The sequence below is a fragment of the Denitrobacterium sp. genome (assembly GCF_056180635.1).
The window spans coordinates 13,480-28,825 of the sequence record NZ_JAZZJS010000005.1 but is presented as its reverse complement, the minus strand read 5'-3'; the positions used below and the strand labels follow the sequence as shown (position 1 = coordinate 28,825).

The following is a 15,346-nucleotide window of genomic DNA, read 5'->3' as shown; positions in this document are numbered from 1 at the left end:
GTGGGTATGGTATGCAAGGAATTCATTCTGCCATTGTACCCCGTGAAGGCGTTCTCGCTGTCCCATATATGACGCATCGTCGGCTATTTCCGAGCGGCGCTGCTTGTCGAGCGCCCGTGAATCGAATATGGGTGCTTCATGGAGGGTAATGCAGAATATAGGAGGGTGATGAGCTGATGAGCAGGCTTTTCACCCGCTTCGTGCTATGCCGGGTGAGGCGAAATCCTCCCCTAGGGGTGCTGTGCGGTGCCATTTTTTTTGGCATTATACGGTCATCGGGTTCAACGGACTCCCTCAATCTTTTCCCGTTGTCCCGTCGGTTTGGTTCAAACCGTAAGGCGTCGAGAGACCACCTCCTCCCTCTCTCCCTCGGTCTCAGGCGCCCCTCCTCCTCTTGCCGCCAGCCCGTCTCTCTCTCAGGGTTGGCGGCCTTCTTTTTTGGGTCGAGCGGGGGCGAGGAGTATACTTACGGCGAGGTTAGGTGGAGGCTTGGAAAGGGGCTCGCATGAAGAAGTTCGTCCAGGAATTCAAGGAATTCGCCGCGCAGGGCAACGTCATGGATATGGCAGTTGGCATTATCATCGGCGGCGCGTTCACCAGTATCGTCTCGTCGTTGGTGAGTGATATCGTGATGCCCGTCATCTCGCTCGTCACGGGTGGCATCGATTACTCGGCGATGAAGCTCACGGTGGGTGTTGGCGCGAATGCCGCATCCATCAACTACGGTTCCTTCATCAATGCCGTCATCACGTTCCTGCTTGTCGCGCTGGTCGTGTTCTTCCTGGTGAAGAGCATTGCCAAGCTGAAGGGCATTTCCGGTAAAGAGGAGGAAGAGGAAGCCCCCGCCACGAAGACGTGCCCCTTCTGCAAGGAGGACGTGGCCATCGAGGCAACTCGCTGCCCGCATTGCACGAGCGAGCTCGCCGAATAGCCGGCACGTTCCCCCTCCATAGACGCAAAGCGCCCTATCTGCATCATGCGAGATAGGGCGCTTTTCAATGCGTATTTCTCTTCGCTAGAAGGCTGCGTTGAAGGGTTCGGTTACCTCAAGCCGTTCTTCTCCGCGGCAGAGCTCGCGGATCTTCTGCAGTAGCGGGTCCTGCGTGCCGCTGAGCATGCGCAGAAGCACGGTTACCTCGTTCGTGTAATTCGTGCTTACCGTTTTCGCCCCCGCCGCGCCGGCGATGTGCGCCAGCTGGTCGTGCAGGGCGTAGGGAATGGTGACCTCGATATCGACGCAGCTCGAGATGATGGCGATATCGGCTGCCTCCACGGCTGCCTGAGTCGCCTGCGTATATGCGCGTACCAGGCCGCCCGTGCCTAGCAGGATGCCGCCGAAGTAGCGCGTTACCACGCATGCGACATTCACCAGTTCGGCGTGCTGCAGCACCTGAAGGGTGGGCATGCCGGCCGTTTTCTGTGGCTCTCCGTCGTCGGAGTAGCGCACGCGCGGCATTCCGCCATCTTCAGAACGCACGATGTAGGCGTACACGTTATGGCGCGCCATGCGGTTCGCGGCCTTGATTTCCTCCAGAAACGCGAGCGCTTCCTCTTCCGAGTCGACGTGAGCGAGCTGCCCGATGAAGCGGCTCTTCTTCACCTCGATTTCGGCCGTGGCGCGCCCGCGTATGGTTTTGTATCCACTCACGCCTGGCAGTGCCTAGTCGAGTGCGATCTTGTAGATCTCGCGCGCGTCGTCCATGGTGAGCTTCATGAAGCTGCCGAACGACTCGCCCTTGTTGGCCAGCAGCGTGGGAATCATCTTCTCGATGTCCTCTTCGTGCACGTCCAGCTCCTCGAGGGTGGTGGGCATGCCCAGGCTCGCGAAGAAGGCACGCGTGGCGTCGATGGCATTGTATGCATCGGCGTCGACGTCGCCGGTGGGAACGAGGCCAAACACTTCCGCGCCATACTGGATGAAGCGCTGCGGGTTCTCGCTGTAGACGTATTCCATCCATGCGGGGAACATGACGGCCAGGCCGGCACCATGCGTGATGCTGGTGTTCAGTGCGGAAAGCTCGTGCTCCAGGCCGTGCGTTGCCCAGTCCTCGTGGCGGCCCATGCCGGCCAGGCCCTGATGGCAGAGCATGCCAGCCCACATGATGTTAGCGCGCGCATCGTAGTTTTCCGGGTCGACCAGCACGCGCGGCGCTTCGGCGCGGATGGTTTTCATGAGGGACATGTTCAGGTTGTCGGTGACGGGCACGTTGCCCATATCGTCGAAGAAGCGTTCCAGCAGGTGGCAGTACATGTCGGTAATGCCAGCCGCCGTCTGGTACGCGGGGAGCGTGTAGGTGAGCTCGGGGTTCATGAACGCGATCTTGGGGCGCATCTCGTCGCAGCCGTAGCCGGTCTTGCGACCCAGTTCGTCGTTGCTGATGACGCTGTTCTTCGAACCCTCGCTGCCAGCGGCGGGAATGGTGAGCACCACGGCGACGGGCAGCACGCCCTGCTGGGGCTGCTTCGTCTCGTAGAAATCCCACACGTCGCCATCGTAGCAGGCGCCAAGCGCAGTTGCCTTTGCGGAGTCGATAACCGAGCCACCGCCCACGGCTAGAACCCAGTCGACGCCCTGCTCCTTGCAGATGGTAACGCCTTCGCGCACGAGGCCGATTTCGGGGTTCGCGCGCACGCCGCCCAGCTTCACGTATTCCACGCCAGCGGCTTCGAGCGAAGCTTCCACGCGGTCGATCAGGCCGCTCTTGCGAGCACTCTGGCCGCCGAAGGTGAGCAGCACCTTCGTAGCGCCGCGCTCGGCCAGCTTGGCGCCGACCTTTTCCTCTGCGGCCTTGCCGAAGACGAAGTGGGTGGGGGAGACGAATTCAAAGTTTTCCATGCAAATCCTTTCGATGGGATGTTTGGGTGTAAGTATAGCTGCCGGGTTACGCTTCGATGGGGCCCAGCAGGAACATGGTGTGCGTCGACTGGAAAAGCAGCTTGCCCGTTTCAGCCTGGCGCGTGGTGACGCGGATGACCGCCGTGGAGCGCCCGGCGTGGATGGGCTCGGTTTCCACGAGCACCTTGCAGCAGGGCACGGCCTTGATGAAGTTGATGCTCGCCGCTTGGCAGACGTTGTCGTAGCCAAGCGAGTACGTGGCGAAGCCGCAGCCGATTTCGCCGATGAAGTAGCCCGTGCCCCCATGGATGCCGCCGTGGTAGTTGGAAAGCGATTCGGGGACGTCCACGGTGAAGCGCACGTATCCTGGCTCGGTCACCTCGTCGATGACGATGGCGTCTTGCAGCTCATTCAATGGGGGAATGTTGCAGCGCATCTTCTCGAGCAATGCTGCGTTGTCCATGCGGTTCCTTTCGTCTAGTTCGCATATCAGTATATCCGCCGCCTAATTTGCGTTAGGCAGGGGAAAGTCGTTGTTGTCAAACGGTGGGAGTATGTTCGCATAATGCTCTTATGGGGCGAATAGTGTGCCCACTTAGTTAAGCGAACACTTATAATCGTATGCGATGAATCCTCTTTCACCTCACAATCGTTCGGGCGATGGCTCTTCCCTGGCTACGTCTATGCGCAACAGCGGAATGGGCTCCCCGCTGTCTGTGCTCGTGTGCGTTGTTGCCTCCGTATTTATCGCCGTGTACGTGGAGCTCTTTCACGAAGCGTGCGCCATTGAGCGCGCGGTCGGAGCGTATGGCCTGATAGCCGGCACGCTTACGGCGGGTTCCGTATGCCGCATGCTTGCGGTGTTCCTTGTTGCGTATGCCGTGTTCACAATTGCATCCCAGCAGCGCCGGCTGCTCGATTGGGCGTTCGCGCATCGGGTGGCGTTGTGTGCTGGCGTCGTTGTGCTATGCGTCGTGCTGGAGCTTAGCGGGTCGTCGCTGGGGGAGTGGGATATCCTCGTGGGCGGTTCTCCTCGCGGCACGCTCGTGGGAACGTCACGTCTTCTACGTGGCGACGAATGGGCGGTGAACACGCCTTTTGCCTGCTCGCAGCAGTATGACGGATTTCAGGCGTGGTCGCAGATTATCTCGGGCGGTTCCGATGTCACGATGGTGTACGCGCAGGCATGCTGGGCGCCGGCCACATTGTTCCGCCCCTTCCTGTGGGGCTACTTGCTGCTGGGGTTCTCGCACGGGCTTGCGTTCTTCTGGTCGGCGCGCACTGCGGCGCTTTTCCTCGTATCGCTGGAAATGGGCATGCTCATCACGCGCAACAGGCGCTCGCTCAGCCTGTTCTTCGCCTTGGTGCTCACGTTTAGCCAGGCCGTTCAGTGGTGGTTCGCCGTGAACGGAATGGCCGAGCTCTTCATTTTCGGGCAGGGGAGCGTGCTGGCGTTTCGTTGTTTCCTCCAGGCGGAAAGCCTGCGTGCGCGTTGGGCATGGGGCTTCTGCCTTGTCTGGCTCATGGGCTGCTTCTCCTTCATTCTCTATCCCGCATGGCAGATTCCCGTCGCGTATGCATGCGTTGGCCTGGGCGTATGGGTGCTGCTCGAGCATCGCGCGCGGCGGCGCTCGGCGCATCGCGTTCCGCTCCCGCGCCTCCGCTTCGCGGTTCTTCCGCTTGCGGTCAGCACGCTCGTTTTCGGCGCCATTGCCGTTTGCGCGGTGTATCAGGCGTGGGATGCCATTCAAGCGGTGCGCTCGTCGCTGTACCCGGGTGCGCGTTTCGAGATAGGCGGCACGCTGGGCATGCGTGTGTTTGGCTGGGGGTATAGCCTCTTCGCACCCATTGCCGTGGACGATTTCGCGTTCGCCGACGGCACTATGAATGCGTGCGAGTACGTGGGCATGTTCGGGATGTTCCCGCTGGGCATCATCCTTTCATGCGTGCTCCTTAGGCGCAAGCGCGACAAGCTGATCGTTGCGGTGCTGGTGGTGTATGCCTTCCTGGCCGCATACGCTTTCATCGGGTTCCCCGATTGGCTCGCGCGCATCACGCTCATGAGCAACGTCCAGGCTCCGCGTCTCTTGCTGGTGGTGGGGTATCTCGACGTCATTCTGCTCATTCGCGCGCTGTGCCTGATAGATGCCAACGAAAAGTGGGATGGCGTGGGTTTGCGCATGCGCGGGGCGCTTGTCTTCTCATTCGTATTCACCGTCGCCATCCTTTTCCTCTCGTGGCATACGCCCACCAACGTCATGCGGAAATCGTTTATGGCGCTGCTCGCGCTTCTTGTGTTCGCTTGCGTGCTCGTGGTCGTGGCTCCACGCTCTGCGTTTCACAAGGGCGCCATGGGGCGCGGCGCGTGCTTGGTGGCGCTGTCGTGCGCCATCGCCATTCCCGGTCTGTGCGTGAATCCGCTGCAGATGGGCGCCGAGCCCCTCACGAACAATGTCGTGGGCGAGGCGGTAGCCGAGGTTCAGGAAAGCGACGCAGGGGTATGGATTGCCGACGAGCCGTGGCAATCGCAGCTGGTCATCGCACAGGGGGCGCCGTCTCTCACCAGCGTGGCCACGTATCCGCACCTGCAGCTTTGGAGCGCAATCGACCCCGATGGCTCGGGTGCCGAAGCCTATAATCGCTATGCGTGGGTCACCGTGCGCAACGTGGCGGGCTCTTCGGAATTCGTCTCCATGCGCCCCGATAGCTTCACCGTGATGCTTACGCTGGACGACGCGCGCAAGCTTGGGGCGACGTATTGGCTCACGAGCGTCGATTTCCAGAGTTATTCCGCTATAGAAAATGCCCCCGAGCTGGTTCGCAGCATCGAGGGCACTAATCTGGCAATCTATCGCCTGTAGGCTTGGGCTATTCGCCCGCGGCGTCGAGGCCTTCCATCGTCTTGTACAGCAGGCCGTAGAGCGTGGCTGCTTCTTCCTTGGTGAGCGGCACGCACGAAGCCATCTTCGAGGGGATTTTCGCCGCTTCCTCTTCCATGGCGCGTCCTTCGGGCGTAAGGCGCACGATCACGTTACGCTCGTCCTTCTTGTCGCGCACGCGCTCCACGAGGCCCTTGGACTCGAGCTTTTTGCATAGCGGCGTGAGGGTGCCGCTGTCGAGGTGCAGGCGCTGGCCCAGCTGCTTCACGGACGCGCTCTCCTGTTCCCAGAGCACCATGAGCGTGATGTACTGCGTGTACGTGATGCCCAGCTGGTCCAGATGCGGCTTGTAGTGCTTTACCACGTCGCGCGCGGCGGCGTAGAGCGGGAAGCAAAGTTGATTGTCCAATCTAAGCTGGTCGTATGCCATGATTCACCATATTCCTAGACGATGCCGGCCATAAGGTCGAAACGTTCAATATATTTGAAGTCATTATAGTGTACAAAATTGAATTGGTTTTAGGCTAATTTCATCGAAATGTTACTTCCGCTGTTACCTTTGTGGACGACAATCTGGTTTTCGATGCGTTCGCGCAGCTCATCGATGTGCGAGATGATGCCCACCATGCGGTCGTCGCGACTGAGTTCATCGAAAATGCGCAGTGCGAGCTCCAGCGTGTCGGGGTCGAGCGAGCCGAATCCCTCGTCGATGAACATGCAATCGAGCTGGATGCCGCCCGCTTCGCGTTGGATGACGTCCGAGAAGCCCAGCGCGAGCGAGAGGGACGTGAGGAAGCTTTCGCCGCCGGAAAGGGTGTTCACGTCGCGCGAAACGCCGGTGTAGGCATCGCGTACGTTCATGTCGAGGCCCGTGCGGCTGCGGTTGTCGCTGCTCGTGGTGCGGCGCTCTAGCGCGTAGCGGCCTTCGGACATGATGGCCAGGCGTTCGTTCGCGGCTGCCAGCACCGTGTCGAAATACAGGGCCTGCACGTAGGTTTCCAACGAGAGCTTGCCTGCACGTCCAGCGCTGTTGCCGCTGGCCAGGTCGGCCAAATGCGCCACGGTGGCATATTCCGCATCGGCTTCGGCGCTTTGTTTAACCAGGTCGGACAACGAGTCAACGACCTTTTCGTTCGCGCGCACGCGTTGATGCGTGGCAAGGTACGCCTCGCGCTGGCGTGCGATGCGCTCGTCGATTTCGCCGACTTGGCGCTGTAGTGGCTCGACGGCGATGTCCTGCTTGCCTTCCAGCTGCTTGGCATAGGCGTCCCTGCGCGTCTTTGCTTCGTTGAATGCGCTCTTGATCGACTCGTAGTCTTCGCGTGCCTTGTCGCACTGGGCGATTTGGGCGTCGACCTCGCTTGCAAGGCGCTTTACGCTTTCGCGTGCATGCGCCGCGTCGACCCCCAGCGTTTTCGTAGCGCGTTCGTCGAAGGCGGCGCGCTTCGTCTCGCATGTTGCGCGAGTGGTTGCTGCGCTAAGGTGCGCTGCTTGATGCGTTTCCCGGGCGGTAATGAGGTCGCTTTCCGCTTTCTGAAGGAGCTCGCGGGCTTTTTTCTCTTGCTTACGCAGGTTATCTGCCTGCTTGGCACGCTCTTGCGCGGAAGCGAGCTCTCTCGTCGCAGCCTGCGCGTGGCTTTCGATGGTGCCCGCCGCCGCGTTCAGGAGCTCCTCGGCTTCCTCGGCGTTGCGAGGCGCTTGCTTGCATACGCGTTCCGCGAGGGAAAGGAAGTTCTCCTGGGCATTCTCGAGTTCGGCATGTGCCTTCGCGGCTGTTTGCGAGGCTGCCTGGCGTTTCGCGGAAGCGGTGTCTTCCGCCGCTTTCAGCGCGTCGATCTGCTCCTGCGTGGGCGCTTCTTCCGCAAGGCTTGCCTTGCGGGGATGCGACGTGGAGCCGCATACCGGGCATGCGGCGCCTTCCTGTAGGGTGCTTGCGAGTATGCCCGCCTGCGCGGCGAGAAACGCATCTTCGGCTGCGTCGGCAGCCTGCTGCGCATGCTTGAACGTGTCATTTGCCTGGGAATATGCACGCACCGCGCGTTCGCTTTCCTGTTGCTTGGCCGCGAGCGTCTTGCGTGCCGCCTGGGCGTCGCGTGCGTCGTTGGAGGCGCGTTGCGCTTCCGCAAGGGCGGCCTGCGCTCGCGTGACTTCCGCTGCGGCGTCGGACAGCTCGTCGAGCTGGGTGCGCAGGGCACTGGCAGTTTCGCGCGCTGCCGTATGCGCTTCTTCCGCCGCATCGAGCGTGGCTTTCGCTCGTTGTTCCGCCGTGGCCGCCTTGTCGCGTTCCTTCTGAAGCGCGTCGATGGCTGCGCTTTCCTGCGCAAACTGGTCGAGGAATTCCTTGCGCTTGGCGCGCTCGGCGCTTCCTGCCTCGAGCTTCTCGTACAGGAGCTGGGCGTCTTTCAGCGGTTGCTCGTGCTCTTCGAGATACCGCTGGTCGTTAGCCAGGTTTGCGCGCGTTGAGGCGATGGAGTTCGCCTCGCCCAGGGCGCGGTCGAGTTCCGTCTTGCGTTGCGTAAGGCGCGTGCCTTCTCGCACTTCTTCGTCGTTGAGCGCTCGGTCGCGTTCGATGACCTGCTGCAGCGTTTCGACGATGCGGGGGCATTGCGGCAGAATGCGCTCGGAATCGATGGCTTCCTGCAGGGATTGGATGCGTTCGCCGTCTTCGGGCATGGCGATGCCCGAGATGTGGGTGCGCGCCTCCGTTTCCAGCGACGCGACCTGGCGTTCGAGGGCGTTTTTCCTGCTTGATAGCGTGGACTGCACGCGCTCGTAGAGCTGCGTCCCGAAGATGCGCCGGAAGATGTCGCCGCGCTGCTTGGTGTTTGCGGTGAGCAGCTGGCTGAAATCGCCCTGCGCGATCATGACGATCTGGCTGAACTGGTTCGCGGTGATGCCCAGCATGTCCTCGATGGCCTTCGAGACGTCGGTGGGCTTGCTTGCCAGCACGCTCTCATTTTCTTCGCAGATGAGCTCTGCCGTGCCCGGTCGCTCGGTATAGCCTTCGCCGCGTTTTTTCAGGCTCCGGTGCGGGGGCGTGCGGCGTACGGTGAACGTGGAACCGCCGTGGGCGAAGCGTAGCTTGACGTAGGGTTCCGCGGAGGGGTCGGCGTAGTCGCTGGCTAGGGTGTTTTCGGGGCGACGCGAACCCGAGGTCTGGCCGAACAGGGCGTACTTGATGGCGTCGAACAGCATGGTCTTGCCGCTGCCGGTGGAACCGCAGATGAGGAAGATGCCGCTCTCGATGCGCTCGAAGTCGATATGCGTTTCCTGGGGATAGGGGCCAAATGCGGCCAGGTGCAGCTCGAGGGGCCTCATCGGGAACCTCCTTCCTCGTTGGATTGCGCGTCCTCGATAACGTCTTGCAGGAGCGCGCGCTGCGTCTCGGTGAGCTCTTCGCCTGCCTGCTGTGCGTAGTAATCGTCGATAACGGAAAGCGGGTCGCGTTGCCGCACGTTGCGGGCGACTTCTTCCGTGCCGATGGTGTTCGCGTCCCTATCGTGCGCGAAATCGAGCTGCATGACGTTGGGGTAGAAGTCGCGAACCTTGGCCATGGCGTCCATGAGCGCATCGTCCTCAAGCGTGACGTGCAGAAAATCGTCGGCATGCGGGTCGAGCGCCGCGGCTTTCCGCAGTTCGTCGAAGGTGCCCCTGATTTCACGCAGCGTGCGTTCCTCGGGAAGGGGGATGGGCGTGGCGCTTACGGCGCCGGGGCCGCTAACCTCCACGAGGGTGACCTGCTTTTGGCGTCCTGCTTCGGAAAACGAGTACGGGTACAGGCTTCCGCTGTAGCGGACGCTGTCGCGGCGGATTCGCTGCGATCCGTGGATATGCCCGAGCGCCACGTAATCGAATGCGTCGAATACGCGCGCCTCCACGCTGTCGAGGCCGCCGACCACGATGGTCTCCGACTCGCAGGTTTCCGGGCCGTCGCCGCCATCGACGACGAACTGGTGCGCTACCAGCACGTTTGCGGCATCGACACGCAGCGGTTGGTGCGCCGCGGCGCAGGCGAGCGCATCGGTGTAGTTCGCGATGCCCTCCGCTTCTTCCGGGTACGCCGCGCGCACATGTACGGGGCGCACGAAGGGAACGAGGTGAAAGCGCACGGGCACGCCATCGGAATCGACGTCGATGAACTGCGGCTCGTTGGAAAACGGCTGTGCGATGCAGACGCGCTCCGCGTCCATGAAGCGCGCCCCGAAGGCGAGTCGCTCGGCGCTGTCATGGTTGCCCGCGATGACGATCACCGCTACGCCCGCATTGGCCGCCTGCTCCAGAAAGCGCTCGAACATGGCAAGCGCCCAGGTGGGAGGCACGGGCTTATCGTAGACGTCGCCCGCGACGACAATCGCGCTCGTGCCGTTTTCCCGCGCGATGCGCACGATGTGCCCAAGCGCGCGCTCCTGTTCCTCTTCCAGGGAAAACCCGCGGACGCGTTTGCCTATGTGCAGGTCCGCCGTGTGCAGAAATTTCATATATCACCTCGGTATTTGTGTCGAGTCTTCATTATGCCACGTGAAATATGTCGGTTCGGTTGCAGAGTACCCTCCCCGGCTTGGGAAAACGTTAAGGTTCGTATAATCGGAGGCCGATTATTGTCTAGTGCGCTATTGAATAGGGCACATGCGAACTTTAGATGGGTCGGTATCGCATGATTGAAGTGAAGGGCTTACGCAGGTCCTACAAGACGGGCGACTTCGTGCAGAAGGCGCTCGACGGCGTGACGTTGAATTTCCGCGACAACGAATTCGTGGCCGTGCTCGGGCCTTCCGGTTCCGGAAAGACGACGCTCCTGAACATCCTGGGCGGCCTCGACCATGCCGATGGCGGCGATATCGTCATCAACGGCACGTCCACCAAGGATTATCGCTCAAGCGATTGGGATACGTATCGCAATCATCGTATCGGCTTCGTATTCCAGAGCTACAACCTCATTCCCCATCAGACCATTCTCTCGAACGTCGAGCTCGCGCTCACGCTTTCCGGCGTGGGGCGCGCGGAGCGCAAGCGTCGCGCTACCGATGCTCTTATTGAAGTGGGCTTGGGCGACCATCTGCACAAGAAGCCGAGCCAGCTTTCGGGCGGCCAGATGCAGCGCGTGGCCATCGCCCGCGCCCTGGTGAACAACCCCGACATCGTTCTGGCCGACGAGCCCACGGGTGCCCTCGACACCGAAACCGGCGTGCAGGTCATGGACATCCTGAAGAAGGTTGCCGACGACCGCCTGGTCATCATGGTTACCCACAACCCCGAGCTGGCCGAAGAATACGCCACGCGCATCGTGCGCCTGGCCGATGGCCATATCATCAGCGACAGCGACGCGTTCAACCCGTTCAACGACTCCGCCATCGTAGGCGTGCCCGACCCAGCCAACGAAGCGGCGCGCGCGGCTGCCGCGGCCGATGCGATGGCCGCAGCCGCCGAAGTGCATGTGGATGCTCCCACGAAGCGCGGCGGCAAGGAAAAGAAGGCGTCGATGGGTTTCCTCACGGCGCTCTCCCTGTCGTTCAACAACCTCATGACGAAGAAGGGGCGCACATTCCTCACGGCGTTCGCGGGCAGCATCGGCATCATCGGCATCGCCGCCATCCTGGCGCTTTCCAATGGCGTGAACAACTACATCCTCGAAACCGAGGAAGAGGCGCTCACGAGCTACCCGCTTACCGTCACCAAGAGCAGCTTCGATATCACGAGCCTGATTACGGCCACGATGGGCTACGGTGCGGGCGACGACGAGACGTCCGAGGGCGAGGGGTTCTCCACGTCGAGCGCCATCCCCGAGTCGTCCATCATGACCGATATGTTCGCCCAGGTGAAGAACAACGACCTGTCGTCGTTCAAGCAGTTCCTCGATAGCGGCGAAAGCGGCATCGAGGAGTACGTGAACACGGTGCAGTACGACTACGGCATCGAGGCCAACGTGTTCCAGCCCGATACGTCGTCGGGCGTGGTGCAGCTCAACCCCTCGTCGATGAAGTCGGTGTTCCAGAACGGCATTTCCTCGAGCGCCCTTTCGAGCAGCTCGGGCGTCTCGACGTTCAACGAGATGATCGACAATCAGGACATGCTCGACAGCCAGATGGAGGTTGTCGCGGGTCGCTGGCCTGAAAACTACAACGAGGGCGTTCTCGTCCTGAATTCCTCGGGCAGCATCAGCGACTACACGCTCTACAGTCTGGGCGTGTACGACACGTCCGTCATGGAAGACATGGTGAAGGAAGCGCTGAACGGCGAAGAGGTCGTTGCCCCCGAAACGTCGGGCGACTTCACGTACGACGACGCGCTCGAGCTCACCTTCAAGGTCGTGCCTTCTAGCAAGATGTACCGCTACAACTCCGAGCAGAACACCTGGACCGACATGAGCGGCGACGAGGAGTACATGAAGGAGCAGGTCGAACAGGGCATCGACCTGAAAATCGTGGGCGTTGTGAAACCTGCGTCCACCTCGAGCGCAACGTTGCTCGACGAGGGCGTGGCGTACACGCCCGAGCTCACGCAGAAGCTCATCGAGGAAGCGGCTGCATCCGATATCGTGAAGCAGCAGCTCGCGGACCCCGACACCGATGTTTTCACGGGCAAGTCGTTTGAGGAACTGCAGGACAGCCAGGCATCCGACTTCGACATGAGCTCGATGTTCAACGTCGACGAGCAGGCGCTTTCGAATGCGTTCGGCTTCGATACGAGCTCGCTCGATTTCTCGGGCATGGACCTGAGCGGTATGGATATGTCTGGCCTCGACATGAGCGGCCTGTCGTTCGACGCCAATTCGCTCGACATGAGCGGGGTCGACCTTTCGAGCGCGTTCGATTCCGATACCATGGCCGCGCTCATCGCGAATGCTCCCACGCCCGATTTCTCGTCGATGAACCCTTCTCTTTCCGAAGAGGAGCAGGCTGCCATCACCGCCGTTTCCGGCCAGATCACCGGTGGTTTTGCGGCATACGTGATTGCGCAGGGCGGCACGCTCGCCGATTTCCAGGACACCGCTAAGATGCAGGAGTACTGGACGTCGTACCTGCAGACGGATACGGTGCGCCAGGAAATCGCCCAGCTGAACATGCTGGTTGGCCAGGCGTATGGCGATGCACTGCAAACCGCCATGCAGGATTACATGACGAACCAGTACGCTCCGTACATGCAGCAGGCCATGGGCGAGCTCATTTCGCAGGCCGCGCAGACGATGGCGACCGAGCTTGCCACTCAGATGGCGGGTCAGATGGCCGCGGCAACGGGCCAGCTTGGCTCGCAGCTTTCCAGCGCCATCGGCAGCTCGCTCACCAGCCAGATGTCGGACCTGTCGAGCAGCCTGCAGAACGCATTCTCGTTCGACGCCGATGCGTTCGCGAACGCCATCCAGTTCAACATGACGCAGGAAGACCTCGTTTCCCTGCTGACCAACTATATGAACGCCGATGAGCTTACGTACGACGAGAACCTGAAGAAGCTCGGCTACGCGAGCGATGACAATCCGCAGTCGGTGAGCATCTACCCGAAGGACTTCGCCGCCAAGGAGCAGGTGCTTTCCATCATCGATGGCTATAACGAGCGTGTGACGGCCGAGGGTAACGACGACCGCACGATTCAGTACAGCGACATCGCCGGCACGCTCATGAGCTCGGTTACCGACATCGTGAACATGATCAGCATCGTGCTCATCGCGTTCGTGAGCATTTCCCTGGTGGTGAGCTCGATTATGATTGGCATCATCACGTACATCTCGGTTCTGGAACGCAAGAAGGAAATCGGCATCCTGCGCGCCATGGGTGCCAGCAAGGGCAACGTGGCCAATGTGTTCAACGCCGAGACCATCATCGAGGGCCTGATTGCCGGCGTGTTCGCCATTGGCTTCGTGCTCCTGGTGAGCATTCCCGTGAATGCCATCGTGTACTCGGCCTACGACGTCGAGAACGTGATGATCCTGCCGTGGGTTTCCGGCCTGGTGCTCATTGGCGTGAGCGTGCTGCTCACGTTCGTGGCCGGCCTCATCCCCTCGGGCAACGCCAGCAGGCGCGACCCCGTGGAGGCGCTGCGCACTGAGTAAGTTGCGCTGGCACGTATGACAAGCGGGGCGCTGCGGGTTTCTTCCCGTGGCGCCCTTTTAGCGCGCGTGGGATGGATTGCTGTTATCCTATACGCGGATAATTTAGACGAGAGGATTCGAATGAGTATCGAAATCATTTCCGACGAGCTGGTAAACGACGGCCACGTAATGCGCGTTACCGTGCGCATTCCTGCAGGCGAGAAGGCTTCGCTCGTGCGCGAGGGCCTGCTTGGCCTGGCACAGGAAGCACGTTTGGCTCCGGGCGAGGGCGGCGACATCCGCGCTGCTCTTGAAGACAAGTTTGGCGCCGACAACGTTGCGGCGGGCCTGTCTTCCTACGTAGCCTCGATGGCCGCGCCTGCCGTGGTGAACGAGAAGAAGCTGCATATCATGTTCACGCCGCAGTCGGTTGCGGAGCGCGTTGAGGGCCTCTTCGACGAGAATGCTCTCGAAATGCAGATCGACCTGATCCTGCGTCCCGAATACGAGCTTACCGACTATTCGCCCGTGCACGTGAAGAGCCAGGCATTCGAGCTCACCGACAAGATGGTAAGCCTGCAGGTCGCCCAGGAAATGGAGCGCTTCGCGGTATTCGAGGAGGAGCCTGGCGCCCTGGAAGTGGGCGACTACGCCATGTTCGACATGACCACCCAGGTGAACGGCGAGGAAGCCGCCAGCCTTTCTGGCAAGAACTCCCGCATCGCCCTGGTGAAGGGCGAGATGCCCGATGGCTTCATCGATGCCGTCGTGGGCATGATGCCCGGTGAGGAGCGTACGTTCGACTTTACGGCGAAGCTTCCCGGCGCTCCCGATGGCGCGGTGCCCGACGCCTTCCACGTGCGCGCCAAGCTCATCGAGAAGCGCGTCCGCCGCGTGCCCGAGCTCACCGATACCTTCGTGCGCGAGAACATGAAGGGCATGGGCGTGGGCGAAACCGCCGAGAGCTTCCGCGCTGCCGTGAAGGAGCGCATGGAAGCCCAGGTTGCCGAGCAGCGCAAGCTTCAGGACGAGAACGCGGTCGACGCCGAGCTCGCCAAGCGCCTCGACGCCAACATCCCCGACCTGTACCTGGAAAACACTCACCGCGACATCCTGCAGAACATGCAGGCGAACCTCGCGGCTCAGGGTCTCACCATTTCCCAGTACGCTCAGCAGCAGGGCGCATCCGAGCAGCAGTTCAGCATGATGATTGCCATGCAGGCGCGCGAGTCGCTGCGTCAGGGCTTCGCGCTCGACGCGTACTTCCGCCATATGGGCCAGGAAGTCACCGACGCAGATATCGAGGCCGCGCTGCATGAAATGACTCCCGGTCACGAGGATCAGGCGCGCGAGAACTTCGACAAGAATGGCGCATGGTTCGTGGTGCGCGAGACGGCTGCTCGCCTGAAGGCTCACAACGACGCCGTATCGAAGGCCATCTTCGAATAGCCTTTGGCATAGCCCGATATAGCAAGAGCGCGGTTCGCAATGCGGCCGCGCTCTTTTGCATCCGTATGTAGCAAGGGGCCTTAGCGGCTCTTGCGCTTGAGGACCACGAACAACACGACGATGATGAGCAGAATGATGAGTAGCTCGGTAACTCCGAAC

Annotated in this window: 10 protein-coding genes; 4 read left to right on the top strand and 6 right to left on the bottom strand. The window is 61.2% G+C overall.

Annotated features, from left to right (window positions below; translation table 11 throughout):
* The first annotated feature begins 505 nt into the window (after positions 1-505).
* Entirely contained in the window at positions 506-931 is a 426-nt protein-coding gene (gene mscL, locus AC04P6_RS00235) for a large conductance mechanosensitive channel protein MscL (protein WP_475564577.1), read from the top strand.
* Between the two features lie 84 nt (positions 932-1,015).
* Here mscL and AC04P6_RS00230 read toward each other — a convergent pair whose 3' ends face one another.
* The 3 genes from AC04P6_RS00230 to AC04P6_RS00220 are packed head-to-tail and all read right to left on the bottom strand — an operon-like array spanning position 1,016 to position 3,299.
* On the bottom strand, positions 1,016-1,648 hold the full coding sequence (locus tag AC04P6_RS00230; protein WP_475564576.1) for an IMPACT family protein: 633 nt from the start codon (positions 1,646-1,648) through the stop codon (positions 1,016-1,018).
* Positions 1,649-1,660: 12 nt separating this feature from the next.
* Entirely contained in the window at positions 1,661-2,836 is a 1,176-nt protein-coding gene (locus tag AC04P6_RS00225; protein ID WP_475564575.1) for an iron-containing alcohol dehydrogenase, read from the bottom strand.
* Between the two features lie 46 nt (positions 2,837-2,882).
* Positions 2,883-3,299, bottom strand: coding sequence for a PaaI family thioesterase (locus AC04P6_RS00220; RefSeq protein ID WP_475564573.1), 417 nt, complete (start codon positions 3,297-3,299; stop codon positions 2,883-2,885).
* 220 nt (positions 3,300-3,519) lie between these two features.
* Between AC04P6_RS00220 and AC04P6_RS00215 the strand changes: the two genes are divergently transcribed.
* Entirely contained in the window at positions 3,520-5,697 is a 2,178-nt protein-coding gene (locus tag AC04P6_RS00215) for a DUF7657 domain-containing protein (RefSeq protein WP_475564572.1), read from the top strand.
* Positions 5,698-5,704: 7 nt separating this feature from the next.
* Here AC04P6_RS00215 and AC04P6_RS00210 read toward each other — a convergent pair whose 3' ends face one another.
* The 3 genes from AC04P6_RS00210 to AC04P6_RS00200 all read right to left on the bottom strand — a co-directional run bounded on the left by AC04P6_RS00210 (position 5,705) and on the right by AC04P6_RS00200 (position 10,193).
* The gene (locus AC04P6_RS00210) at positions 5,705-6,145 is read right to left on the bottom strand and encodes a MarR family winged helix-turn-helix transcriptional regulator (protein ID WP_475564571.1); all 441 of its coding nucleotides are present in this window, start codon (positions 6,143-6,145) and stop codon (positions 5,705-5,707) included.
* Between the two features lie 89 nt (positions 6,146-6,234).
* On the bottom strand, positions 6,235-9,033 hold the full coding sequence (locus AC04P6_RS00205) for an AAA family ATPase (protein WP_475564569.1): 2,799 nt from the start codon (positions 9,031-9,033) through the stop codon (positions 6,235-6,237).
* Complete coding sequence (locus AC04P6_RS00200; protein ID WP_475564568.1) at positions 9,030-10,193, bottom strand: exonuclease SbcCD subunit D; 1,164 nt, start codon at positions 10,191-10,193, stop codon at positions 9,030-9,032. The genes AC04P6_RS00205 and AC04P6_RS00200 overlap by 4 nt, the downstream gene beginning before the upstream one ends.
* A gap of 176 nt (positions 10,194-10,369) precedes the next feature.
* Between AC04P6_RS00200 and AC04P6_RS00195 the strand changes: the two genes are divergently transcribed.
* Together AC04P6_RS00195 and AC04P6_RS00190 are read left to right on the top strand one after the other, a co-directional pair.
* Positions 10,370-13,759 (top strand): ABC transporter ATP-binding protein/permease, encoded by a 3,390-nt coding sequence (locus tag AC04P6_RS00195; RefSeq protein ID WP_475564567.1) that lies wholly within the window; start codon positions 10,370-10,372, stop codon positions 13,757-13,759.
* Between the two features lie 120 nt (positions 13,760-13,879).
* Positions 13,880-15,187 carry a trigger factor gene (locus AC04P6_RS00190; protein WP_475564566.1) on the top strand — a complete coding sequence of 436 codons (1,308 nt, stop codon included), beginning with the start codon at positions 13,880-13,882 and terminating at the stop codon, positions 15,185-15,187.
* Positions 15,188-15,346 lie beyond the last annotated feature (159 nt).

Coding starts and splice junctions, on each gene's coding strand:
- mscL (WP_475564577.1), top strand. CDS start 506: ATGAAGAAGTTCGTCCAGGAATTCAAGGAATTCGCCGCGCAGGGCAAC.
- AC04P6_RS00225 (WP_475564575.1), bottom strand. CDS start 2,836: ATGGAAAACTTTGAATTCGTCTCCCCCACCCACTTCGTCTTCGGCAAG.
- AC04P6_RS00220 (WP_475564573.1), bottom strand. CDS start 3,299: ATGGACAACGCAGCATTGCTCGAGAAGATGCGCTGCAACATTCCCCCA.
- AC04P6_RS00215 (WP_475564572.1), top strand. CDS start 3,520: ATGCGCAACAGCGGAATGGGCTCCCCGCTGTCTGTGCTCGTGTGCGTT.
- AC04P6_RS00210 (WP_475564571.1), bottom strand. CDS start 6,145: ATGGCATACGACCAGCTTAGATTGGACAATCAACTTTGCTTCCCGCTC.
- AC04P6_RS00205 (WP_475564569.1), bottom strand. CDS start 9,033: ATGAGGCCCCTCGAGCTGCACCTGGCCGCATTTGGCCCCTATCCCCAG.
- AC04P6_RS00200 (WP_475564568.1), bottom strand. CDS start 10,193: ATGAAATTTCTGCACACGGCGGACCTGCACATAGGCAAACGCGTCCGC.
- AC04P6_RS00195 (WP_475564567.1), top strand. CDS start 10,370: ATGATTGAAGTGAAGGGCTTACGCAGGTCCTACAAGACGGGCGACTTC.
- AC04P6_RS00190 (WP_475564566.1), top strand. CDS start 13,880: ATGAGTATCGAAATCATTTCCGACGAGCTGGTAAACGACGGCCACGTA.